This window comes from Bradyrhizobium centrosematis, assembly GCF_045571495.1.
GTDB classification, from domain to species: domain Bacteria; phylum Pseudomonadota; class Alphaproteobacteria; order Rhizobiales; family Xanthobacteraceae; genus Bradyrhizobium; species Bradyrhizobium centrosematis.
In genome coordinates this window covers 3422466-3444731 of sequence record NZ_CP120703.1, presented here as the reverse complement: position 1 = coordinate 3444731, position 22266 = coordinate 3422466, and the positions used below count along the sequence as shown (strand labels likewise).

20 protein-coding genes and 1 tRNA gene are annotated in these 22266 nt (G+C 64.1%); 5 read left to right on the top strand and 16 right to left on the bottom strand.

Going from position 1 to position 22266, the window contains the following annotated elements; all coding sequences use genetic code 11:
* Nucleotides 1–153: 153 nt before the first annotated feature.
* Nucleotides 154–546, bottom strand: a complete 393-nt coding sequence (gene rpoZ / locus P6U31_RS16675) for a DNA-directed RNA polymerase subunit omega (RefSeq protein WP_007603391.1) — start codon at nucleotides 544–546, stop codon at nucleotides 154–156.
* A gap of 330 nt (nucleotides 547–876) precedes the next feature.
* Between rpoZ and P6U31_RS16670 the strand changes: the two genes are divergently transcribed.
* Together P6U31_RS16670 and P6U31_RS16665 are read left to right on the top strand one after the other, a co-directional pair.
* Nucleotides 877–1521, top strand: coding sequence for an NYN domain-containing protein (locus tag P6U31_RS16670; RefSeq protein ID WP_028135957.1), 645 nt, complete (start codon nucleotides 877–879; stop codon nucleotides 1519–1521).
* On the top strand, nucleotides 1502–2176 hold the full coding sequence (locus tag P6U31_RS16665; protein ID WP_407189462.1) for a uracil-DNA glycosylase: 675 nt from the start codon (nucleotides 1502–1504) through the stop codon (nucleotides 2174–2176). Before P6U31_RS16670 ends, P6U31_RS16665 begins: the two co-directional genes overlap by 20 nt.
* A 168-nt stretch (nucleotides 2177–2344) precedes the next feature.
* Here P6U31_RS16665 and P6U31_RS16660 read toward each other — a convergent pair whose 3' ends face one another.
* The 4 genes from P6U31_RS16660 to dapA are packed head-to-tail and all read right to left on the bottom strand — an operon-like array spanning nucleotide 2345 to nucleotide 4821.
* Nucleotides 2345–2926, bottom strand: coding sequence for a peroxiredoxin (locus P6U31_RS16660; protein WP_407189461.1), 582 nt, complete (start codon nucleotides 2924–2926; stop codon nucleotides 2345–2347).
* Between the two features lie 4 nt (nucleotides 2927–2930).
* Nucleotides 2931–3404 (bottom strand): SsrA-binding protein SmpB, encoded by a 474-nt coding sequence (gene smpB, locus P6U31_RS16655; protein WP_024341117.1) that lies wholly within the window; start codon nucleotides 3402–3404, stop codon nucleotides 2931–2933.
* A gap of 59 nt (nucleotides 3405–3463) precedes the next feature.
* On the bottom strand, nucleotides 3464–3877 hold the full coding sequence (mscL, locus tag P6U31_RS16650; RefSeq protein WP_407189862.1) for a large conductance mechanosensitive channel protein MscL: 414 nt from the start codon (nucleotides 3875–3877) through the stop codon (nucleotides 3464–3466).
* Between the two features lie 53 nt (nucleotides 3878–3930).
* Nucleotides 3931–4821: a 4-hydroxy-tetrahydrodipicolinate synthase gene (gene dapA, locus P6U31_RS16645; RefSeq protein ID WP_128926121.1), complete on the bottom strand. Its 891-nt coding sequence runs from the start codon at nucleotides 4819–4821 to the stop codon at nucleotides 3931–3933.
* Between the two features lie 279 nt (nucleotides 4822–5100).
* On the opposite strand from dapA, the gene P6U31_RS16640 reads away from it, so the two are divergent.
* Nucleotides 5101–7500 carry a transglycosylase SLT domain-containing protein gene (locus tag P6U31_RS16640; RefSeq protein WP_407189861.1) on the top strand — a complete coding sequence of 800 codons (2400 nt, stop codon included), beginning with the start codon at nucleotides 5101–5103 and terminating at the stop codon, nucleotides 7498–7500.
* A gap of 787 nt (nucleotides 7501–8287) precedes the next feature.
* On the opposite strand, the gene P6U31_RS16635 is transcribed toward P6U31_RS16640, so the two are convergent.
* Entirely contained in the window at nucleotides 8288–9859 is a 1572-nt protein-coding gene (locus tag P6U31_RS16635) for a porin (protein ID WP_407189460.1), read from the bottom strand.
* Between the two features lie 806 nt (nucleotides 9860–10665).
* Here P6U31_RS16635 and P6U31_RS16630 point away from each other — a divergent pair.
* A tRNA-Ser gene (locus P6U31_RS16630) sits at nucleotides 10666–10758 on the top strand.
* A 132-nt stretch (nucleotides 10759–10890) separates the two neighbouring features.
* Here P6U31_RS16630 and P6U31_RS16625 read toward each other — a convergent pair.
* The 9 genes from P6U31_RS16625 to P6U31_RS16585 form a co-directional block, all read right to left on the bottom strand.
* Nucleotides 10891–11100: a hypothetical protein gene (locus tag P6U31_RS16625; protein ID WP_407189459.1), complete on the bottom strand. Its 210-nt coding sequence runs from the start codon at nucleotides 11098–11100 to the stop codon at nucleotides 10891–10893.
* A 95-nt stretch (nucleotides 11101–11195) separates the two neighbouring features.
* Nucleotides 11196–11462 (bottom strand): hypothetical protein, encoded by a 267-nt coding sequence (locus P6U31_RS16620; protein WP_407189458.1) that lies wholly within the window; start codon nucleotides 11460–11462, stop codon nucleotides 11196–11198.
* Nucleotides 11463–12998: 1536 nt separating this feature from the next.
* Nucleotides 12999–14477 carry an Asp-tRNA(Asn)/Glu-tRNA(Gln) amidotransferase subunit GatB gene (gatB, locus tag P6U31_RS16615; protein WP_407189457.1) on the bottom strand — a complete coding sequence of 493 codons (1479 nt, stop codon included), beginning with the start codon at nucleotides 14475–14477 and terminating at the stop codon, nucleotides 12999–13001.
* Complete coding sequence (locus P6U31_RS16610) at nucleotides 14474–14776, bottom strand: hypothetical protein (RefSeq protein WP_407189456.1); 303 nt, start codon at nucleotides 14774–14776, stop codon at nucleotides 14474–14476. The genes gatB and P6U31_RS16610 overlap by 4 nt, the downstream gene beginning before the upstream one ends.
* Nucleotides 14767–16242: an Asp-tRNA(Asn)/Glu-tRNA(Gln) amidotransferase subunit GatA gene (gatA, locus tag P6U31_RS16605; protein WP_407189455.1), complete on the bottom strand. Its 1476-nt coding sequence runs from the start codon at nucleotides 16240–16242 to the stop codon at nucleotides 14767–14769. Before gatA ends, P6U31_RS16610 begins: the two co-directional genes overlap by 10 nt.
* The gene (locus P6U31_RS16600) at nucleotides 16239–16463 is read right to left on the bottom strand and encodes a hypothetical protein (protein WP_407189454.1); all 225 of its coding nucleotides are present in this window, start codon (nucleotides 16461–16463) and stop codon (nucleotides 16239–16241) included. Before P6U31_RS16600 ends, gatA begins: the two co-directional genes overlap by 4 nt.
* A gap of 25 nt (nucleotides 16464–16488) precedes the next feature.
* Nucleotides 16489–16776, bottom strand: a complete 288-nt coding sequence (gene gatC / locus P6U31_RS16595) for an Asp-tRNA(Asn)/Glu-tRNA(Gln) amidotransferase subunit GatC (protein ID WP_128265297.1) — start codon at nucleotides 16774–16776, stop codon at nucleotides 16489–16491.
* A gap of 91 nt (nucleotides 16777–16867) precedes the next feature.
* Complete coding sequence (locus tag P6U31_RS16590) at nucleotides 16868–17944, bottom strand: NAD(P)H-dependent flavin oxidoreductase (RefSeq protein ID WP_407189453.1); 1077 nt, start codon at nucleotides 17942–17944, stop codon at nucleotides 16868–16870.
* A 55-nt stretch (nucleotides 17945–17999) separates the two neighbouring features.
* A complete protein-coding gene (locus tag P6U31_RS16585; RefSeq protein ID WP_407189452.1) occupies nucleotides 18000–18974 on the bottom strand; it encodes an NAD(P)H-dependent flavin oxidoreductase in 975 nt (324 codons plus the stop codon).
* Nucleotides 18975–19071: 97 nt separating this feature from the next.
* Here P6U31_RS16585 and P6U31_RS16580 point away from each other — a divergent pair, with 97 nt between their 5' ends.
* A complete protein-coding gene (locus P6U31_RS16580) occupies nucleotides 19072–19962 on the top strand; it encodes a LysR substrate-binding domain-containing protein (protein ID WP_407189451.1) in 891 nt (296 codons plus the stop codon).
* A gap of 33 nt (nucleotides 19963–19995) precedes the next feature.
* Here P6U31_RS16580 and P6U31_RS16575 read toward each other — a convergent pair whose 3' ends face one another.
* Nucleotides 19996–22218: a DNA/RNA non-specific endonuclease gene (locus P6U31_RS16575; protein ID WP_407189450.1), complete on the bottom strand. Its 2223-nt coding sequence runs from the start codon at nucleotides 22216–22218 to the stop codon at nucleotides 19996–19998.
* Nucleotides 22219–22266: the final 48 nt, after the last annotated feature.

Below are 22266 nucleotides of genomic sequence, written 5' to 3'. Positions count from 1 at the left end.
GATCGCGTTGGTGTCCGATCAATTCGGTGACAGGACAGATCGCCAATCGACCACGCTATGGTAACCACGAAAACGTCAACAAAAGCAAAGGCCCGAACGACGGTTCGGGCCTTTGAATAAGATCACAAGAAATCGACGATCGCGACTGACGATTTACTCGTCTTCCTCGGGCTGCTCCTCGGGCGGCGCGAGGCCTTCGAGACCCTTCAGGAGCTCCTCTTCCGTCATGCGCTCGACCGCGACTTCGGTGTCGTCGGCATCGACGCTCGCACCCGCGGAACCGATCAGCGGCACCGTATCCGGCTCGGGCTCGTCGACCTCGACGAATTTCTGGAGCGAGTGCACCAGCTCCTCCCGGAGGTCCTCCGGCGAAATGGTCGTCTCGGCAATTTCACGCAAAGACACAACAGGGTTCTTGTCGTTATCGCGGTCAACCGTTAGTTGTGAACCGGACGAAATCATGCGGGCACGGTGGGCGGCCAGCAGGACCAGGTCAAACCGGTTGTCGACCTTGTCGATACAATCTTCTACGGTGACGCGAGCCATGGACTGTCGCTCCGTTGTGGGTGAGACGAAATATGTGGATGATTGGGGCTAGTTATAGGGACCGGGCCGATTTCGCAAGGCCAATTTGTGATTTGGCCTCGCCAAACGGCTCTGCTACCCCCACATTAGGGCTGGGATGGGTGATTTCCCGGGCTGCCATCGAGGGCAGTGCCGGGTGTATGCAAGTCCGCCATAACTATACCTTGATTGCCCCGACTTCTCCGGACTTGCGGTTTCGACGGGTCTTAGCGGCACTCTAAGAAATGCGCGGCCTGCTGTCGCCGCGCCAACAATAAACGATCAATCACGAACACTACGCGAGCAAACTGAATGTCACCTTCTCCTACCAACAAGATAGCGCTCTTCATCGATGGGGCCAATCTCTACGCGACCGCGAAGACCCTGGGCTTCGACATCGACTACAAGCGCCTGCTGAAGGAGTTTCAGGGCCGCGGGACGCTGCTGCGGGCGTTCTACTACACCGCGATCATCGAGGATCAGGAATACTCCTCGATCCGCCCGCTGATCGATTGGCTGGACTACAATGGCTACACCGTCGTCACCAAGGCGACCAAGGAATTCATCGACGCCTCCGGCCGCCGCAAGGTCAAGGGCAACATGGATATCGAGCTCGCCGTGGACGCGATGGAGCTCGCCGAGCACATCGACCAGATGGTGCTGTTCTCCGGTGACGGCGATTTCCGCTCCCTGGTCGAGGCCGTGCAGCGCCGCGGCGTGCGGGTCACGGTGATCTCCACCATCGCCAGCCAGCCGCCGATGATCGCCGACGAGCTGCGCCGCCAGGCTGACGTCTTCACCGACCTCGTCGAGCTGCAGTCCAAGCTCGGTCGCGATCCGTCCGAGCGCCCCGCCCCGCGCGACCGTGGCGAGCGCGAGGCCCGCCACCACGCCCCGCAGTTCCTCCAGCGCGCAACCACGATGGCGCCGAGGGGCGATGACGACTTCGAGGAGTGAGGCGGCTCGGTCAAGCCGCCAGCCTCCCACCGTCGTTCCCGACCGTGATTGTCCGCTCTGTCCGCGCCTGGTTGCCTTTCGCGCGGCAAATCGCGCGCGCGAGCCCTTGTGGCACAACGCGCCGGTCGCTCCCTTCGGTGACATCAAGGCGCGCCTTCTGATCGTCGGCCTCGCGCCGGGGATGCAGGGAGCCAACCGCACGGGGCGGCCGTTCACCGGCGACTATGCCGGCGACCTGCTCTACGCCACGCTGCTGGAATACGGATTTGCCAGAGGCACCTATCAGGCGCGTCCTGATGACGGGTTGGAGCTGATCGACTGCCGGATCGCCAATGCCGTGCATTGCGTGCCGCCGCAGAACAAGCCGCTGCCGGTCGAGATCAACACCTGCCGGCAGTTTCTCGTCGCCAATCTCGAGACGATGCCGAACCTGCGCGCGATCATCGCACTCGGGCGAATTGCGCACGATAGCGTGCTCAAGCCGCTGAAGCTGAAGGCCTCCGAGGCCCCCTTCGGCCACGGCGCCGTGCACCAGGCCGGCCCGTTCAAGCTCTACGACAGCTATCACTGCTCGCGCTACAACACGAATACCGGCGTGCTGACCCCGGACATGTTCCGGTCGGTGTTCGCGAAGGTGAAGGCGGATCTCGATTAGAGCATGATGAAATTCGGCGGCCTGTCCGAGATTCACCTCTCCCCGACGGGGAGAGGTTGAATCGAGCCTTGAGCCCACATCGATTCAACCAAAACTCATCCTGCTTAGACGCCCGATGCGGGCCGGTTAGCCGGTGATCTGGGTTCGCCTCGCCTCAGCGGGAGAGGTTCAGCTTTTGGCCGGATTGGCCTTGAGCCAGTCCAGCACGTCGCCGGCGTTCCGGTCGGGCGGAAACACCGGATAGAACACATGCGTGATGCGGGCCTCGTCGATGATCAGCGCCAGGCGCTTGATCAGCGTCAGGCCCGCGACCTCCATGGTCGGCAGCTTCAGCGCGCGCGTGAGGGCCAGCTTCTCGTCCGACAGCACCGGGAACGGCAGATGCAGGCGTGAGGCCATCTCGGTCTGGTAGTCGTTGCTTTGGCTCGAGAGGCCGAACACGTGCGAGGCGCCGGCGGCCTTCAGCTCGGCGAACAGGTCGCGAAACGCACAGGTCTGCGGCGTGCAACCGCGTGCCCCCGGGATCATGTCCCAATCGTCCACCAGCGCGATCTTGCCGGGCTCGCCCGTTCGCGGATAGGCGAACACCACGGTCCGGCCGCGCAGCGCCGACAGGGTCACCGAGGTGTCGTTGGTCGCGAGCAGGCCGATCGGCGGCAACATCGTGCCGGTAAGATGCGCGGCTGCACCGTCGTCGACGGGTGCGGGAATCTGGCTCCAATCGACCTCGAGCAGGTTCCGTTGGATCATCTCGTCAGCCTCTCGCCCGCATCAGGCGGCCCTTCTCGCGGCTCCAATCCCGCTTCTTCTCGCTCTCGCGCTTGTCGTGCAACTTCTTGCCCTTCGCAACCGCCAGCTGCAATTTGGCGCGACCACGCTCATTGAAATAGAGCTTGAGCGGGATCAGCGTCATGCCCTCGCGGTCGACCGCGCCCATCAGCTTGTTGATCTGGCGGCGATGCAGCAGCAGCTTTCGCGGCCGCTTGGGCTCGTGATTGAAGCGGTTGCCCTGCAGATATTCGGGAATGGTGGCGTTGATCAGCCAGATCTCGCCGTTCTTGGAATCGGCGTAGGATTCCGCGATCGTGCTCTTGCCGTTGCGGATCGACTTCACCTCCGTGCCGGTGAGCGCAATGCCGGCCTCGATCGTATCCTCGATCGCATAGTTGAAGCGGGCCTTGCGGTTTTCCGCCATGACCTTGATGGGGCGTTCGTTTTTATCGGCCATGAGAGACAAACCTGATCGAGATGCGCAGCAAAGCTAACAGTTCGGTTGAAGCGCGCGCGTCACTTCTTGAGGAGGTCGCGAATCTCGGTCAGCAGCTCGACCTCGGCCGACGGCTTCGGCGGGGCGGCGGGTGCCGCCTCCTCCTTGCGCTTCAGGGTGTTCATGGCACGGATCACCAGGAACAACACGAAGGCGACGATGATGAAGTTGATCGTCAGCGTCAGGAAGCTGCCGTAAGCAAGGACGGCGCCTTGCTTTTTCGCATCCGCTAAGTTGGTGGCGGTAACCGCCTTCGACAAGGGGATGAAGTAGTTCGAGAAGTCGAGGCCGCCGGTGACGGCGCCGATGATCGGCATGATGATGTCACCGACCAGCGACGTGACGATGGCGCCGAAGGCCGCGCCGATGATGACGCCGACCGCGAGATCGACGACGTTGCCCTTCATGGCGAACTCGCGGAACTCCTTGAGCATCCGCCTGCCCTTGTCGTCGACCCCGCTCATTGCAAGCTCCCCAAGGCCTAACCTCAGTTGATCAGGCCAGCGTGCACCATGGCGCTGCGCACCGCAACGCGAGTCGGCTCGGACACCGGCACCATCGGCAGCCGCAGCGTCTCGTCCAGCTTGCCGAGCAGCGACATCGCATATTTGATCGGCGCCGGATTGCTTTCGATGAACAGGTTGTTGTGCAGAGGCATCAGCTTGTCGTGGATCGCGAGTGCCGCCTTGGTGTCGCCCTTCTGCCAGGCGGCGTGGAACTCGGCGCAGAGGCGCGGCGCGACGTTCGAAGTCACCGAGATGCAGCCATGGCCGCCATGGGCCATGTAGCCGATGATGGTGGCGTCCTCGCCGGAAAGCTGGTTGAAGTCCTCGCCCATCGCGGCGCGCTGCTGTGACACGCGCACCATGCTGGCAGTGGCGTCCTTGACGCCGGCGATGTTCTTCAGCTCCCACAGCCGCTTCATGGTGTCGACCGACATGTCGATCACCGAGCGCGGCGGGATGTTGTAGATGATGATCGGAATCCCGATCGCGTCGTTGATCGCCTTGAAGTGCTGGTACAGGCCTTCCTGGGTCGGCTTGTTGTAGTACGGCGTCACCACCAGCACAGCGTCCGCGCCTGCCTTCTCGGCGTGCTGGGAGAGCTCGACCGCCTCCTTGGTCGAGTTCGAGCCGGCTCCCGCAATGACGGGCACGCGGCCCTTGGCTTCAGCGATGCACCATTCGACCACCTTCTTGTGCTCGTCATGGCTGAGCGTCGGGCTCTCGCCGGTGGTGCCGACCGGGACCAGGCCGTTGGTGCCCTCTGAAATCTGCCAGTTGACCAGGGAGCGGAACGCCGCCTCGTCCAGCGAGCCGTTCTTGAACGGGGTGACCAAGGCGGTGAAGGACCCCCGGAATTTCGTCTTGGCTGCCATGGACTTCCTCCGTACGCGGCTATCTCTTGAGCAAGCCCCTTTCATATCGGGTCTATCCCGCCGGTAAAAGGCCCGCTGCCGCGTGACGCACCGTTTAGGCCGCGATTTTGCCGCGGTGGTGGTGCAAATCGGTCCGAGGTAAGCGGCTGTTGGTATTTTGTCCGCATATTCAATCAAATACAGCTAGATCTTGAGCCACTTGACTGATTCGGGGCGACGACACCCGTGACCTCATTCCCTCGCGCCGCCTGGCGATCCACCGGTCTGGTCGTGTGCCTGATGGCAGGGCTTTCGGTCGGCTGCGCCGCCCTGGCCAAGTCCAACGACAAGTCCAACGAGACGACCGCTGAATCCGCAAAGAACGCTGCCAAGGACGCGGCGAAGCCAGCCGCGGCGAAGGGTTCGCCCAAGGGAACCGGCAAGGACATCGGCAAGGAAGCCACGAAAGACGCAGCCAAGGGCGCGGCGAGCGCACCGGCCAAGGATGCGGCGAAGAAACCGGCCAAGGACAATGGCAAAGATGCCGGCAAGAACGCCGGTAAGGACGCCGCGAAGGACAAGCCCAAGCCCGCCGCGGCGGCCGCTGCGCCGAAATCACATCCGGCCGCCAACGGCTCGCCTCCGAAACCGGCCCCCGCGCCGGCGGTGACCGCCACCGTCAGACCCTCCGCCCCTGCCCCGCGCCCCGCCGCAGCCCCCGTGCTCGCGCCGGCGACCCGCCAGCACGCCGCGCCGCGCAAGCCGGTCATACCGGCCGCGATCGCTGCGACCTCGTCGACGTCGCAGGGCGACAAGGAAACCCTCGAGAGCGTCATCGAGCTCGTGCGCAAGCGCAAGGCTGGTGACGCCACCGATGCTGCGGCCGGCATTTCGGATCCGGTCGCGCGGAAACTCGCGGAATGGATCATCCTGCGCAGCGAGGACAATGGCGCGACAGTCGAGCGCTACCGCGCCTTCCTCTCCGCCAATCCGAGCTGGCCGTCACAGACATTCCTGCGCCGGCGCCTCGAAGCTGCGATGTGGGACGACAGGCGCGACGATTCAGTGGCGTGGTCATGGTTCGAGAATGAATCTCCGATCTCCGCCAAGGGCCGCTTCACCCTCGCCAAGGCAATGCTGGCGCGCGGCGACCGTGCCAATGCCGAGCGATTGGTGCGCGAGGCCTGGCGCAGCGATCCGATGTCGGAGGACACCGAGAACAACGCGCTCGATCAGTTCGGCGCCCTGCTGACGCCGGGCGACCAGAAGGCGCGGATGGACACGCTGCTCTACGGCAGCGAGAACGAGGCCGCGTTGCGCGCCGCCAAGCGGCTCGGTGCCGGCTATGTCGCGCTTGCCAAGGCCCGCATCGCCGCCGTCAAGAAAGCGCCGAACGCGCGCGCGCTGCTCGATGCGGTCCCGCGCGAGCTGCACAATGATCCCGGCTTCATCTTCAGCAAGATCCAGCTCTTGCGCCGCGAGGAGAAGTTCGCTGAAGCCGCCCAGCTCATGCTGTCGGCACCGAAGGATCCGGGCCGGCTCTACAATCTCGACGAATGGTGGATCGAGCGGCGCCTGCTGGCGCGCAAGATGATCGACACCGAGGAATTCCGCAGCGCCTATCTGATTGCGCGCGATGCGGCCCTGCCCTCCCGCGATATCTACAAGACCGAGCAGGAATTCACCGCCGGCTGGATCGCGCTGCGTTTCCTCAACGATCCCGCCACCGCCGCCCAGCATTTTGCCCGCATCGGCGTCGGCAGCGTCAATCCGACCACGCTGGCACGCGCCGGTTATTGGCAGGGCCGCGCCGCGGAAGCGATGGGCCGCCAACAGGAGGCACGCAACGCCTACGCCCGTGCGGCCGAGCAATCCACCAGCTATTACGGCCAGCTCGCGCGCGCAAAACTCGGCCTGCCGCAGATCGAGCTCAACAGCCAGCCGCGCGGCCGTGGCGCCGAACGGCTCGAGATCGTGCGCGCCGCGCAGCTGCTCTACGAGCTGGACGAGCGCGAGCTGGCGGTGCCGCTGCTGGCCGACATGGGCGAGAACGGCGATCCCGAAGCGCTCGCGGGCCTCGGCGAACTCACCCAGCGCTACAGCGATGCGCGCGGCATGCTGCTGCTCGGCAAGGCCGCGCTCAATCGTGGCCTGCCGTTCGACTTCTACGCTTACCCCGTCAACGGCATTCCCCACTTCACTCCGATCGGCCCCGAGGTCGAGCGCAGCATCGTCTACGCGATCGCGCGGCAGGAAAGCGCGTTCAACCCCCGTGTGGTCTCGCCGGCGCAGGCCTACGGGCTGATGCAGGTGACGCCGGACGCTGCGCGCTATGTCTGCAAGCGGCACGGCGCGACTTACGATCTGGGCCGGCTGAAGAACGATTCGGTCTACAACGCCACGCTTGGCTCGGCTGAGCTCGGTGGCCTGCTCGAGGACTATCGCGGCTCCTACATCATGACCTTTGCCGCCTACAATGCCGGCCGCGGCAGCGTGAAGAAATGGATCGACCGCTACGGCGATCCCCGCGATCCCAAGGTCGACGCGGTCGACTGGGTCGAGCTGATTCCGTTCTCGGAGACGCGCAATTACGTGCAGCGGATCATGGAGAACCTTCAGGTCTACCGCGCCCGCTTCGGCGGCGGTTCGCGCTTGCAGATCGAGGCCGATCTGCGCCGCGGCGCCGGCAGCGTCGAGTAGCGGCATTCTCGCTCAGCATCGGCAGCGAGTCGTCTGGTCGCGACGCCTGCGGACGACATCCGAAGTTGCGCAGGAAGTGCGAGCGCTCCCTGGGACGCAGGGCAATCGGCATGGGTCCTAAAGCAGGATGAGCTTGAATCGATGTGCGCTCAGGGCTCAATGCACCTCTCCCGCAGGGAGAGGTCGGAGCGCATCGAAGATACGGTCCGGGTGAGGAGATTTGGTCTCGCTCAGTGCCGCGGCCCCTCACCCGGATTGCGCTGACGATGCTTCGCATCGCCAGGCAATCCGACCTCTCCCCGTCGGGGAGAGGTGAATCACCGACAGCCCGCCGAGTCTAATTTCATCATGCTCTAGCGGCGACGTGATCGGACGCCATGTCCTTCGAGACAGCCGCTTGCAGCGGTCTGCTCGGGATGAGGTCAAGCGGCATCGGCGACCGCCGAACCTGCTGCCGCGCATTCCGTCTCGATTCCGAGGGGCTGCTGAGACGCCTGGTGCGGCAAGACCGGATCCGTGTGGATTTGCAGGAGAATATCGGCGGCCCGCTGGTCCGCGGATGCGCCGGTCGGATGACGCGCAGACGCGGTGCCCCTCACCGCGGTCAGCCCTTCTTCGCGTCCGACAAAGAATCGATCGATGGCGAGCGCGCACGGATTCCGCGATAGCGGCATAAAGCGGGAGCGGACGAGCGGGGGCGAGAGATTGCCGGCAGCTGAGGGTGGTCGGCAAAGAAAAGCCCCGGCGGTTTCCCGCCGGGGCTCTCTGTGAGGTCGTTAGACCGAACTTACCAGTTGCGCTGAGCGCGGAGGAGCAGGGTGATGGTGTCCTGATCCTTCAGCTCGTACACAGCGGCCGGCTTGGCCGTCGTGCCGGAACCAGCGTAACCAACCGTACCGGAGTACTTCTGGTCGAGATGGGTCCAGTTCAGGTCAGCCGAGAACGTGAGGTTCTTGACCGGGGTCCAGCGGGTGATGATACCGACCTGGGCGATCGAGAAGTCAGGGTTACAACCCGTGACACCCGCGAGGCCGCCGAACACGCCGCCAGTGCCAGTCGCGCCGCAGAGCGTGGTCTTGGCCAGCGAGCCGAACTGTGCCTGAGCCCAAGCACCGTACAGCGCGGTGTTCCAGTAGGGATCCCAGTTGTGGGTGTAAGCACCACGGAAGCCCCAGGTCTTCACAGTCTCCTGCGCCGAACCGGTCACGAACACGGTGTCCGGAGCGATGGCGAAGCCGACGCTCTGGTAGGCAACGCCCGAGCTGCCGAACATCGAGTAGCTGCCGCCCGCCAGGTTCTGGAAGTTGTAGCGGGACGCGCCGTCGGTGTAGACGCCCTGGATGTTGATCGTGTCACCCGCGCCGGTCGGGATGTTCTTGATCGACAGAGCGAGCTGAACCGCCCAACCCCACTTGTCGTCGGGGTGGCCAGTCGGCTCGGTGGCGCCGTAGTAGGCAACGTGGTTGTCATGCGCAGCGACCGACGCCTGGAACAGGCCCCAGGCCTGGTCGACACGGACCATACCGACGAGGTTCGGCGAACGCGAACCGCCGATGGCGTTGGAGCCGTACGAACCGCCGATCATGCCAGCCGCAGAGGCGCCGGACATATTCAGGTTGCCCGCCTGGTAGTAGGCCGTCGCGTCTTCAGCCGAGAACGCCGCCGTCACGCCCTGACCGAAGTCAGCGGTGTAGGTGAACTGGTTGACACCAGTGACCGTGCCGGAACCGCCGACGAGGCTGTCGAAGTTGTTGCCGGGATAGTTGGTCCAGGGCGCGTCGAACTGCGAGACGGCCTTACCCATGGTGAAGCCAGCGAACTGGATGAAGGCGTAGTACACGCCGAGCGAACCGCCCGAGGTGTTGCCGTCGGTGCCGTTGATCGACGAACCAACGAGAGCCGGGGTCGCACCCGAGGTGTTGAGCGCCAGCGTGCCGCTGTAGGCGGTCGTGCCGGTCGCGCTGCCCGTGCCGGCATAGTTGCCGGTGGTCCAGGAGAACACGCCGTCGAAGAAGGTACGGACGACGCCGTACTCGGTCGCGGTGCGCGTGTCGATGTTGAGATCTTCACGAGCGCGCATGGTGTAGTAGTTCGTCAGGCGGTTACGCGCACCGTTGTTGCCGGTGAGCTGACCGCTGAAGTCCGAGTTGGTGTTCAGCGCGACTTCAGCGCGCAGATAACCACCCAGCTTGATGCAGGTGTCGGTGCCCGGGATGTAGTAGAAGCCCGCGCCGTACAGCGAGCAGATCTTCACGTACTCGACCGCCTTGGCCTTCACGGGCAGATCAGCTGCTTGAGCTCCGCCCACGGCGATCAGACCCGCCGCTGAGCCGAGCAAAAGGCTCTTAACCAACTTCATGTTAAACCTCCAAGTTGCTCTTCAGGGAAGGTCACTGACCGGACGGCCAATTCCCCAACCCCCTCTAAATCACCGCTTTGGCCCCCTTCGCGCCTTCGGACACACCCGCATGAACGCGAGGGACTTAAGCGAATGACCTAAACGGGACGACCTTGGGATGCCCCCCTCCGTCGCTCAGTCACAATTACCGAACGTCCTTGCACACACAACAAGAGAACGCTGCGAAACGGGCGCGTGGGACTTGTTTTCCAGCGGGTGTTGCACAAATAACACGCAGATGTGATCAAAGCGTCGTTTTAACGTATTGTTATTGCTAAGATTTTTTGGACGGTTCCGTTTGCCATCAAAGTTCCCCACTTGAGGCGCCGCCAGAGGAGTCCTCGCTCTGAAGAGCTTTGACGCGCTCGAATCGCGGAATCAGCGCGAGACTCAAGGAGAAGGCATCGACTTGCTCCCTGACTCCCGGCCGGGTGCAGGCATGGCCAGTGGGCGCGATCAGCACCCTTTATGAATGGTGGGGTTATTGCGATCGGCTCGCGACGATGAGGCGATTCGGACCTTCGACAGGCCCTCCTCCCCCCACCGCGTCGAATTTTACAGCAAACTCAGGCTTTTACACGGGCAGAGGCGTTTTCAGGCCCGGCACCGCCCTTCAACCTGGGCAGAACATTCCGGCTCTGGGCTCATTCTCGCCGCCTTACGGCCTTGCCCGAACGCAAACTCTGAAAAACGCTGGGAGTATTCGAGCAAAAACACACGCTTCCAAATTGACCCGCCCAAGCAATTAGATGCATAAGGCTCGCACCGGAGAGGTGGCCGAGTGGCTGAAGGCAACGCTTTGCTAAAGCGTCATACGGTCTCAAGCTGTATCGAGGGTTCGAATCCCTCCCTCTCCGCCACCCAGCTAGAATCGGTCAGGATCTGAGCGTTCTTTCACCTGAAAGCGTCGCGGGGCCCGTGCGAAAGCCTGGCGCCAGCACCGCTGACCTCAGCTCGTTTCGCGCGCCCCCTTTATATACGTGCCTCGGCTGCTAGCGGTGGGACCGCCAGATCCGCCAATGCGAGGGCGAAATCAGCACGGCTTCGTCGGCCCAGACATTGAACCAGACGCCGGACCTGCGCCGGCACGGAAACGGCCAGGGCAGAATCCCGGTCTTGTGCCGGCGTCCAAGTTCCAGGTCGCACTCTTCGGGCGCGATCTGAATCGGCAGCCATCGTTCATTCGTGTCGGGATCATTCATACCGCTCCGGTCTTATGGGGCGGCACGACGAGCAAGCTTGATTCAGCGCAACCAGGCCTACCCGTGCGATTACGGGTGTGGCTGCGATGCTCGGTTCAGTGAGCGGAAATCCAAGCCCTCGCCTCACGCTGCGCGGCCGAGATCTCGGCATCCGACATCTGCCCGGCAACCTCCTGGCGCAGCGCCACCGCGTCCTTGCGGCCCTTCAACGCCGCGAGGTTGAACCATTTGTGCGCGGCGACGAGATCGACGAGGCCGGAGCGGCCGCTCGCCCAATAGATCCCGCGCTCGAACAGCACATCCGACAGCGCGCTCGCGTCGATCGGCGTCGCCGTCTCCAGATCGAAAGTCCCCTGAAACATCACGCATCCCCTGTCTTCTTATGCCGCCTCGTTCCCCCGAGCGCGGCTCCCGTCCAACTCTGGTGTCCATGACCCTTCCCGGGATCATGCACTGCTCAACTCTTCCCCTCGCCGTTTGCCGGCTTGTTGGAGGCGATGATGGCGGGCAAATTTGAATGGCAGTTTAAGCATCGCGATGAAGCGGACGTAAACGCGAGCGCGGGGCGCGAGCGCGCAGAATTCGAAAAGCCCCTGATTTGCAGGCACTTCTGCGATTCGTCAGATTCGGTTTACCCTGGGATTTCAGGACATCGATAACCATCGCGCGCGGTGGCGCGTGTCATGGGGGTGCGATCCATGGGGCGGATCACGCGAGCCTGATGACTGACGGGCTCCAATGGGAAGCGGGTTCGCCGCAGCGGATCAATTCAATGACGGCCCGCCTCGCAGGACCGGGTCACCAGCCTCGAGCGTCGACCATGTCGCCGGGCTGAAGAAACCGGGGGACGACACCGCGACCGCGGAAGCGGCAGGCGTCAGGTCGCAACTCCAACTGCCCCAAGGGCAGCTCGGGCATGGCAGCGCGATCACGTCGCGGTCAGGTCAGCAATGTCGGGGGATACGGAATGCCGGCAATACCCCGGCTCAGGAGAACGAGGGCGTCGGCGAACACGTCAGGACCAGATTCCACGTTGACCCGAAGGCCGCTTGTGAAATTGCGGAGCTCACTGGGGAGAACCGCACCGAACGAAGAAAACTCGTTTCTTCTGCCGGACCGTGAAAGAGAACGGTCCGACCGTTGACCTGATGTCTCGCCGACACCCTCTATCGTCGATCAGAACCTCGAGGCGCTGATGACGTGCCGGCTGCTAGGAGCCGGCAACTTCAGAAGCGAAGTTACTTCTTCTTCTTCGCGACCTTGCGGGTCTTCTTCGCAGTCTTCTTCACTGCGCTCTTCGCCTTCTTCGCCTTCTTCGCTTTCTTGGCCATGTTGCCCTCCGATGTGTGAGATGGCTTTAATCGCTGCGTGCACTCGGGGATCGAATGCACTTCATCCCGAATACACCAACACGAAGAAAAAAACAGCGTCTCGCTTAAAGAAGTGTTGACGCAGCAACGCGCGTGGGCTTGGCGGGCGCGATGCAAGTGCGCCGCACGGCACGTCGGTGCGATCGCAGAGAATGGGCGCATCGTCGATGTTTGCGAGCGATGCGAATGCACGAAAACACTATGCAGCAAGTATTTTTCTGCGCACGCGCATCGCGTGCGATCGATGCGACGACAGGCGCGGCAAATCGCGCGAAGCTCTCGCGGAGGCGCTTTGCGGACTCTGAGTCGCGATTTTTGGCAACGAAAATATTTTCATCCTTAACGGCGCAAGCGCTCGCCGCAGCGTGCGCGAGCCGCCGTTTTGCGCGAATCGCGTGACGGCGATTCGGGCACCGCAGTGCCGGTGATTGGGATGAAGTTTGCCGCCGGGACGCGTGCGAGCATCGCATCGCGGACTTGAAAGCGAGGTGACGGACACTCTCCGTCACCTCGTTCGAACGCGCGACGTCAGACGCCGAGCTTGGACTTGAGCAGATCGTTGACGCTCTGCGGGTTGGCCTTGCCGCCCGATGCCTTCATCACCTGACCGACGAACCAGCCGAGCGATTGCGGCTTGTCCTTGACCTGCGCGGCCTTGTCCGGATTGGCCGCGATGATGTCATCGACCAGCTTTTCGATCGCCGAAAGGTCGGTGACCTGCTTCATGCCGCGGCTTTCGACCAGTGCGCGGGGATCGCCGCCTTCCTGCCAAACGATCTCGAACAGATCCTTGGCGATCTTGCCCGAGATCGTGCCCTCGCCGATCAGATCGACGATCGCCGCGAGCTGCTCCGCGTTCACCGGAGAGCCCGTAATATCCCGGCTTTCCTTGTTGAGACGGCCGAACAGCTCGTTGATCACCCAGTTCGCCGCCATCTTGCCGTCGCGCGCGCGGTTGCCGAGCTTGTCTAGCACTGTCTCGTAGAACACCGCGCTCTCGCGCTCGGCGACCAGCACGCTCGCATCATAGGCCGACAGGCCGAGATCGGCGACGAAGCGCGCCTTCTTCTGATCGGGCAGCTCGGGCAGCTTCGCCTTCAGCTCGTCGACGAATGCCTGGCTGAACTCCAGCGGCAGCAGGTCGGGGTCGGGGAAGTAGCGATAGTCGTGCGCCTCTTCCTTCGAGCGCATCGAGCGGGTCTCGCCCTTGTTGGGGTCGAACCGACGGGTCTCCTGCTCGATCTGGCCGCCGTCCTCCAGGATCTCGATCTGGCGCCGCGCTTCATACTCGATTGCCTGGCCGATAAAGGCGATCGAGTTCATGTTCTTGATCTCGCAGCGGGTACCGAGCGGCGCGCCGGGCTTGCGCACGGACACATTGACGTCGGCGCGCAAAGATCCCTTCTCCATGTCGCCGTCACAGGTGCCGAGATAGCGCATGATCGAGCGCAGCTTGCTCACATAGGCCTTGGCCTGCTCGGCATCGCGGATATCAGGCTTGGAGACGATCTCCATCAGCGCCACGCCGCAACGGTTGAAATCGATGTAGGACAGCGACTGCGAACGGTCGTGCAGCATCTTGCCGGGGTCCTGCTCCAGATGCAGCCGCTCGATGCCGATGGTGGCCGTCTTGCCACCGTCGAGGTCGATGATCACCTCGCCCTCACCCACCACGGGCGATTTGTACTGGCTGATCTGGTAGCCCTGCGGCAGATCGGGATAGAAATAGTTCTTGCGGTCGAACACCGAACGCAGATTGATCTTCGCGTTGAGACCGAGCCCGGTCCGGACAGCCTGCCTGACACATTCCTCGTTGATCACGGGCAGCATGCCCGGCATCGCGACATCGACCAGCGACACGTGGCTGTTCGGCTCGCCGCCGAACGCGGTCGACGCGCCCGAGAACAGTTTCGCGTTCGACGTCACCTGGGCATGGATCTCCATGCCGATGACCATCTCCCAATCGCCGGTGGCGCCTTTGAGAAGCTTATGCGTGGCCGTGCTCATGTCTTGCTCCCGAGCAGCGTGGCAGCGACCCGCTCCCACTCCGCCTCCAATGAATCCTTTGCCGCGGGTTTGCCGGCCTGGCGATACCAGTAGCCGGCATTGCCGAGATCGCCTTCGACGCGGTGCAGGTAAGCGTGCACCCAGGCGGCGTCGCCGCCCTGGTCGTCCTGAACGATCCTGTGCGCCTGGTCCCAGTCGCCCTTGGCGGCCCACCAGAGACCTCGAAGCGGCGCGCTCAGATCCGGCGCAGGCGCCGCGCCGTCGAGGCTCGCGATGAAGGCCGCGACATTCACCACCACCTCGTCGGCGTGAAGCGGCCGGCGGCCTGTTCGATCACCTCGCCGAGCGAGAACAGCGTCTCCTCGTCGAAGGGCCGGCCGATCAATTGCAGGCCGAGCGGCAGCCCCTGCGCGTCCTTGCCTGATGGCACCGCGACGCCGGGGAGGCCTGCCATGTTCACGGTCACCGTGAAGATGTCGTTGAGATACATCTCGACCGGGTCGGCGCCGCCCTTCTCGCCGATGCCGAAGGCGGCCGACGGCGTCGCCGGGGTGAGGATCGCGTCGACGCCCCTGGCGAAGCAATCCTCAAAATCCTTCTTGATCAGCGTGCGCACCTTCTGCGCGCGCAGATAATAGGCGTCGTAATAGCCGGCCGAGAGCACATAGGTGCCGATCATGACGCGGCGGCGCACCTCCGCGCCAAACCCTTCCGCGCGGGTGTTCTCGTAGAGCTCGACGATGTTCCTGCCCTGCTCGCGCAGGCCATAGCGGACGCCGTCGTAGCGCGCGAGATTGGAGGACGCCTCTGCGGGGGCTACGATGTAATAGGCCGGCAGCGCGTATTTGGTGTGCGGCAGCGACACCTCGACGAGCTCGGCGCCGGCCGCCTTCAGCCACTCAGCGCCCGCCCCCCAGAGCTTCTCGATCTCGGCCGGCATGCCGTCGAGACGATACTCCTTGGGGATGCCGATCTTCATGCCCTTCACGGACTTGCCGATCGCGGCTTCGTAATCGGGCACAGGCTTATCGACAGACGTGGTGTCCTTCGGATCGTGTCCGGCCATCGAGCGCAGCAGCATGGCGGCATCGCGTACGCTGCGGGCGATCGGGCCGGCCTGGTCGAGCGAGGAGGCAAAGGCGACGATGCCCCAGCGCGAGCAGCGACCATAGGTCGGCTTGATGCCGACGGTCGCGGTGAACGCCGCCGGCTGGCGGATCGAGCCGCCGGTGTCGGTCGCGGTGGCGCCCATGCACAGCAGCGCGGCCACGGCCGACGCCGAGCCGCCGGACGAGCCACCCGGCACCAGCGTGGTATTGCTGCCCTCGCGCCGCCAGGGATTGCCGACGGGACCGAAGCACGAGGTCTCGTTGGCCGAGCCCATCGCGAACTCGTCGTTGTTGAGCTTGCCGAGCATCACCGCGCCGTCACGCCAGAGCTGCGAGGTGACGGTGGACTCATAGGTCGGCACGAAATTGCCGAGGATCTTCGAGCACGCCGTGGTGCGCACGCCCTTGGTCGCGAACAGATCCTTGATGCCGAGCGGGATGCCGGCGAGCGGACCGCCCTCGCCCTTGGCGATCTTCTCGTCTGCGGCCTTCGCCATGGCGCGCGCCTGGTCCGGCGTCTCCATGACGAAGGCGTTGAGCACGCGCGCCGCCTCGATCGCGGAAAGATGCGCGTCGGTCAGCTCCAGCGACGTAAAGGTTTTGGCCGCGAGGCCCTTGCGGGCCTCGGCGAGCGTCAGCGATGTCAAATCGGTCATTTATTGATCGGGCTGCAGAAGAACGGAGACAGGGCCTTGTCGTTGGCCGGGTCGTCTTGCCTGACGTTTTTCTTGGCGGCCGCATTTGCGGCGGCCTCGAGCTCGTCGAGCACGGCATTGACGGCGACGTTGGGATCGGCGGCCTTGCCCTGCCGCTCCATCTTGTCGAGATAGTTCATGTAGGCCTGATAGGCCTTCTCATCGTCGCAAAGCATGCACATCGGACGGCGTCCTGAATTGAAGACTTTACTCCACGACCTTCGGCACCAGGAAGAAGTGACCTTCGGTCGCGGGCGCGTTGGCAACGATATCGTCGGCGATCTCGCCATCGTCGACCACGTCCTGCCGCTTCTTCATCTGCATCGGGGTCACCGAGGTCATCGGCTCGACGCCCTCGACATTGACCTCCGAGAGCTGCTCGACGAAGGCGAGCATGGCGTTGAGCTCGCCCTGCAGATGCGGAACCTCGTCCTCGGAAACCGCAATGCGCGCCAGATGCGCGATACGGCGGACGGTAGCGGCGTCGACGGACATTATATAAGGCCTCTCACGGCAAAACCCAGCACGGTAAAACCTGAGTGCCGTATAGCAGAGGCCGGTTTTGCGCCGCAACCGGCGCCTTCCCCTATCCTGCGAGGGCCTTCATGCGGGCCAGCGCCGACTTGGCGAGATCCCGGGTCAATTCGGCCGCAGGGACCTCACGGCCGAGGGCCACGGCCTGGCCGGCCCAGAGGTTGGTAAAATCCACCCTGCCCTGCTTTTCGGCAGCCGCCTTCAGCGGAGCCAGCGCCGTCGCCGCGTGGGGAAACGGCGGCGCGTCCGGCGAGATCGGGCCGGCCTCGCGCATCAGGCGGTTCTGCACGCCCCGCGCCGGACGACCGGTCATGACATTGGTGATGACGGTGGAATCGTCCCCGGCTTCGGCCAGCGCCTTGCGCCCGCCCGCGCTGACCTTCGATTCCGGACAGCGCAGATAGGCACTGCCGATCTGCACACCGGAGGCGCCGAGCGCGAAGGCGGCCGCGATGCCGCGCCCGTCGGCGATACCGCCGGCCGCGATCACCGGAACTTTAACGGCATCGGCGACCTGCGGCACCAACGCGAAGGTGCCGGGCTGCTCGGAGATTTTGTCCGTCAGGAACATGCCGCGATGGCCGCCGGCCTCGGCCCCTTGCGCGATCACGGCGTCGACGCCGCGCTGTTCGAGCCAAACCGCCTCCTTCACCGTCGTTGCCGACGAGATCACGAGGCAGCCGGCTGCCTTCACCCGCTTGAGCAGCGCCTGCTCCGGCAGGCCGAAATGGAAGCTGACCACTTCCGGCTTCAGCTCCTCGACGACCTCGCAGAAGGCCGCATCGAATGGCGCGCGGTTCGCCGCAGCGATCGGCGCAGCGGGATCGAGTCCGTGCTCGGTGTAATAGCCCGTGAGCCGCTGCTTCCAGCGCGCCTCGGCCTCGCTCGTCAGCTCGACCGGCGTGTGGCAGAAGAAGTTCATGTTGACCGGCGCCTTGACGCGCTGGCGGATCAGACCGACCTGCTCGCGCGCCTTCTCCGGCGAGATCATCGCACTCGGCAGCGAGCCGAGCCCGCCGCCCTGCGCCACAGCGATCACCAGCTCCGCATCCATCACGCCCGCCATCGGCGCCAGCACGATCGGAAATTCGGTCTTGAAGAGGTCGATCAGTCGACGGTCAGGCCACATGGTTGTTCTCTCTCGTTGGTCCTTACCCTCCCCCTCCAGGGGAGGGTGAAGAATTCTACGCCGCTGCTACCGAATTGCGTCGCCTGTCCAGCAACTGCTCCGCTTCGATCGCAATCCGCTCCACGATCTCCGCCGCCGGTGGAATATCATGGATCAGGCCGACCGCCTCGCCCGCGATCACGGCCGCGATATCGAAATTGCCGGTTTCTTTCGCGGCAGCATAATCGGCCGCGACCGTGGCGACATTCTGCATCAACTCCACCTCGCGGCCGATCCAGCGCCGGGCGTGATCATTGATCAGGCATCGTCCCGTAAACGGCGCCGGCCAGACATTGTTGCGGGAGAGATCGAAGATGATGCCGCGCACCGTGGAGCCGCTGCTTGCGGCGCAGATGCGCCGCTTGGCTTCGTCCGCGCCGTCAGCCTCGCGGCTTGCGTAGAAGCGCGTACCGAGCAGCACGCCGCTCGCCCCCAGCATCATCATGGCGGCTAGCCCGCGCCCGTCGGCGATGCCGCCGGCCGCGACCACCGGCACGCCCGCGGCAAGATCGACGATCGCGGGCACGAGATCGACCGTGGTGCGGGAGGCGCCGTGACCGCCAGCCTCCGTCCCCTGCGCGATCAGGATCTCGGCGCCGGCTTCGAGCGCCTGCCGCGCCATCGCCTCGTCCTGGACCTGGCAGATCAGACGCGCCCCGGCCGACTTGATCTTCGCTGCGAAGGGCGCGGGATCGCCGAACGACAATATGATCGCAGACGGCTTTGCGGCGAGCGCGATGTCGAGAAGCTCGGGCCGTTTGGCCAGACTCCAGGTAATGAAGCCGATCCCGAACGGCGCCGACAGGGAAGCGAGCTTCGCAGTCTCCTGCTCCAGCCACGTCCGCTCGCCATAGCCCCCGCCAAGAATGCCGAAACCGCCGGCGTTACTCACGGCCGCAACGAGCCGGCTGCCCGCGACGACATCCATCGGCGCCAACAGGATGGGGTGCTTGATTTCCAGCAGCCTCGTCAATGACGTCGCAATGGACATGGCCCCTCCCGGATCTGGACAGCGACAGTAAGCGCGACTAGCATTCTCGAAAATTGAATTGTTGTGAACGCTACCATCTCAAAAGCGAAACGATACGATGGAACTCAGCGACATCCAGACCTTCGCCGTGGTCGCCCGCACCGGCGGCATCACCCGCGCCGCCGAAGAGCTCAACACGGTGCAGTCGAACGTCACCCAGCGGGTGAAGGCGCTGGAAGCCGAGATCGGCACGCCTCTGTTCGAACGTCACAGCCGCGGCATGACGCTGACCGGTGCCGGCAAGCGCCTCCTGCCCTATGCACAGCGGATGGCCGCGCTGTCACGTGAAGCCATGCTGGCCGCGCGTGACGATGGCGAGCCGAAGGGACCGCTCGCGATCGGCTCGATGGAGACCACAGCGGCGGTGCGGCTGCCGCCGCTGCTCGCCGACTTCCACCGCCGCTTTCCCGCGGTGCGGCTGTCCTTACGGACCGCACCGACCGCCGACCTCGTCGCCGGCGTGCTCGACGGCACGCTCGACGGCGCCTTCGTCGCAGGCCCCATCACGCACGCCGACCTCACCGCAACGAGCGCCTTCCGCGAGGAGCTGGTGCTGGTCAGCGCGCGGCGCTGGAGCTCGCTGACCGCGCTACGCGCCGGCACGCCGGAATCGGGACCGACCGCGCTGGTGTTCCGCACCGGCTGCACTTACCGCCAAAGGCTCGAGCAGATCTTCGTCGAGTTCGGCTGGCCGTCGGCGGCGCGCTTCGAGCTCGGCACGCTCGACGGCATGATCGGCTGCGTCGCCGCCGACATGGGCGTGACACTGCTGCCGCGTGCGGTCGTCGAACGTAGCGCGATGAACGGCAGTGTTTCGATCCACACGTTGAGCGTCGCGCATGCGCGCGCCGAGACCCTCTTCATCCAGCGTCGCGCCGGACATCAATACAGCGCGTTGCAAGGCTTTGCCGCTTGCCTGAAGACCGACGAGGACGTCATCGCGGCCTGACGCGGTGACGCCACCTCGGTATTTCAGCATCCTTTAGAGCCGGATATCCTCATAGGACTCGATCCGCCGTGGGCCGACCGAGGTCGCCTCGTGCGAATCCGCTTCCGTGAGAGTGCCGAAATCCAGCTTGGTCAACCGCGTCAGGTCCGCGATCGAGACCTGGAACACGCTGACATCCTCCTCGGACATCCGCTCGCGCAGATCCACCTCCTGGATGCGATCGATCTCCATGATCAGGTTTCGCTGGCTCATGAGGAAGGCCGCCGCCTTGAGAGCGTCGTCATCCTCGTTGCGTCGGATCAGGATCTTCCAGAAATATTTCGGGATTTGAACGCCGCCGAAGCTCGGATCCTTGTGCGGCCGGCCTGCCGGATTGGGAAGATCGGATCCATCGGCGTCCGGCCCGTCGAACACCGGACCGTTCATGACGATGCCCTTCGCCTCGCCTTCGAGCAGGACATCACGCGTATAATCCTCCAGTCCCGCCCACAGCTGCTTGCCCTGGTTGAACGAGAAGAACTGCGGCGAGCAATTGGTGAAGTGGAAAGAATCATCGCCATGCTGCTTGGCCGCAGTGACGGTGTCGCCCCAGGCCGCATCCAGGCGGCGCACGAGATGACCGCGGTCGAACGGATTCTTGCTGCGATCTGCCTCGAAGGTGGCCTGCTTGCGGTAGAACTCGTCGCCGATCTGGGCATCGTCGTCGATGCGCGGATCGCGCAGCCAGGAATCACCCTCGCGCTTGCCGACGTCCTGCTGCTTGCCCCCGTCGATGTTGACGCAGCTGAAGAAAGCGAGCCGGCGCTCCTTGTTCATGACCACGCTGTAGTTGAAATATTTCAGCTCGGATTGCTTGGAGCTGCCCTTGAGCATCGCGATCTTGGGCTTGAGGGAGGCCGGAATCTTCGGCAACGGCACCGCGAATTTGCCGCTGCCGAGGAAGTTCGCCTTGTATCCGGGACGCGATTTCAGCGTGCTCTGATCGATATGCACGGCCTCCATGGGCAGGCCGTTGTTGGTGCTGATGTGAGGCAGCAGGCCGGCCGGCGGGGGAATCAACGGCGTGCCGCCGTTGTGCATGCCGCCGTTCGTCGTGCCTCCGTTGCCCCCCACAGGTCCCGGCATGGGTGCCGGCGGCGCGAACGGGATGTCCTTTCTGAACACCGGCAGCGGCACGCGGATCGGAACGACCAGCGAGGTGCCGTCGAGCGACTGCTCGACCCAGACATTGGCGCCGAAACCAGGCGCGGCAGCCGGAGCTCCGACCTTCGCAACCTCTTGCCGGCTCGGCGGCTCTTCCTCCTCCAGCACCGGCTTGATCAGCGGATGGGAGCCGACGGCAACTTTGATATCGGCGACGATCGCGCTGATCCGGATGCCCTCATTGGCGATCCAGTCGATCAGGGTCTCGTCCATCGACGGCTTCCACACCTTGCCGTCCTTGGTCAGGGTGCGGCCCTGAGAATCCTTGCGGGGAACGCCGCTGTGATGCAGCGCGACCACTTGCCAGAAGCGGTTGAACGCCGGCGAGCCCGAAGACCCAGCGGTCGTGTCAGTGTTGTACCAGAGGAAGTCGCCGACATATTTGAGCAGCTTGTTCTCGCGGACGCAGACCTGCTTCATCTGCCCGCTGGGATGCTGGATGATGGTGAGATACTCGCCGGGATCTGCCTTGCCGGGCGCGCCGCTGAGCGGCAGCCATCCGAAGTCCTCGAGCTGCTCTTCGCCCGACAGCGAGGTCGGCGCCACCGCGACGATCGAGAAGTCCAGCCTGTCGTTGGTGTAGAAGAACTTGCCCGGCTCGAAGCCGAACCGCACCGGCACGCGCTCCTGCCCCGCGACGTCGAGCTCATAGTTGAAATCGGCAATCGAATTGGCGGCTTCGGCCGGCTTGCCGAAGACGTGATGGTTCGTCAGCAACAGGCCTGGGCCGATCAGGAAGCCCGAGCCATAACCGAGCAGGTTCGACTTGAGATCCCTGAGCTGGATGCGGCACACCGAGCGCGAGGCGGCGGTCCCCTTGGCGAGATAGTTGATGCTGTCGAGATCATTGCCCTGGAGGATCCGCTCCAGGCCGATCTCGGCTTTCTCCACGTCCTGCGTCTCGGCCAGCAGCTGGCGCTGGCGCAGGCGCATCTTTTCGACGGTCATCTCGATCGGACCGTCACCCAATTTCCGGTTCAAGGCTTCGGGTGAGAACTCGGCTTGCTTGAAGCGTCTTTCTGAGCCCGCGATCAGGCTTGGCTTGATGAGCATCGTGACCTCTCAAATGGCTGGGCGAATATTGGACGTGATCGGCGCCCC

Excerpts from the sequence above, each read along its gene's own strand:
- rpoZ (WP_007603391.1), bottom strand. The coding sequence starts at position 546 with ATGGCTCGCGTCACCGTAGAAGATTGTATCGACAAGGTCGACAACCGG.
- P6U31_RS16670 (WP_028135957.1), top strand. The coding sequence starts at position 877 with ATGTCACCTTCTCCTACCAACAAGATAGCGCTCTTCATCGATGGGGCC.
- P6U31_RS16665 (WP_407189462.1), top strand. The coding sequence starts at position 1,502 with ATGACGACTTCGAGGAGTGAGGCGGCTCGGTCAAGCCGCCAGCCTCCC.
- P6U31_RS16660 (WP_407189461.1), bottom strand. The coding sequence starts at position 2,926 with ATGATCCAACGGAACCTGCTCGAGGTCGATTGGAGCCAGATTCCCGCA.
- smpB (WP_024341117.1), bottom strand. The coding sequence starts at position 3,404 with ATGGCCGATAAAAACGAACGCCCCATCAAGGTCATGGCGGAAAACCGC.
- mscL (WP_407189862.1), bottom strand. The coding sequence starts at position 3,877 with ATGCTCAAGGAGTTCCGCGAGTTCGCCATGAAGGGCAACGTCGTCGAT.
- dapA (WP_128926121.1), bottom strand. The coding sequence starts at position 4,821 with ATGGCAGCCAAGACGAAATTCCGGGGGTCCTTCACCGCCTTGGTCACC.
- P6U31_RS16640 (WP_407189861.1), top strand. The coding sequence starts at position 5,101 with ATGGCAGGGCTTTCGGTCGGCTGCGCCGCCCTGGCCAAGTCCAACGAC.
- P6U31_RS16635 (WP_407189460.1), bottom strand. The coding sequence starts at position 9,859 with ATGAAGTTGGTTAAGAGCCTTTTGCTCGGCTCAGCGGCGGGTCTGATC.
- P6U31_RS16625 (WP_407189459.1), bottom strand. The coding sequence starts at position 11,100 with ATGAATGATCCCGACACGAATGAACGATGGCTGCCGATTCAGATCGCG.
- P6U31_RS16620 (WP_407189458.1), bottom strand. The coding sequence starts at position 11,462 with ATGTTTCAGGGGACTTTCGATCTGGAGACGGCGACGCCGATCGACGCG.
- gatB (WP_407189457.1), bottom strand. The coding sequence starts at position 14,477 with ATGAGCACGGCCACGCATAAGCTTCTCAAAGGCGCCACCGGCGATTGG.
- gatA (WP_407189455.1), bottom strand. The coding sequence starts at position 16,242 with ATGACCGATTTGACATCGCTGACGCTCGCCGAGGCCCGCAAGGGCCTC.
- P6U31_RS16600 (WP_407189454.1), bottom strand. The coding sequence starts at position 16,463 with ATGTGCATGCTTTGCGACGATGAGAAGGCCTATCAGGCCTACATGAAC.
- gatC (WP_128265297.1), bottom strand. The coding sequence starts at position 16,776 with ATGTCCGTCGACGCCGCTACCGTCCGCCGTATCGCGCATCTGGCGCGC.
- P6U31_RS16590 (WP_407189453.1), bottom strand. The coding sequence starts at position 17,944 with ATGTGGCCTGACCGTCGACTGATCGACCTCTTCAAGACCGAATTTCCG.
- P6U31_RS16585 (WP_407189452.1), bottom strand. The coding sequence starts at position 18,974 with ATGTCCATTGCGACGTCATTGACGAGGCTGCTGGAAATCAAGCACCCC.
- P6U31_RS16580 (WP_407189451.1), top strand. The coding sequence starts at position 19,072 with ATGGAACTCAGCGACATCCAGACCTTCGCCGTGGTCGCCCGCACCGGC.
- P6U31_RS16575 (WP_407189450.1), bottom strand. The coding sequence starts at position 22,218 with ATGCTCATCAAGCCAAGCCTGATCGCGGGCTCAGAAAGACGCTTCAAG.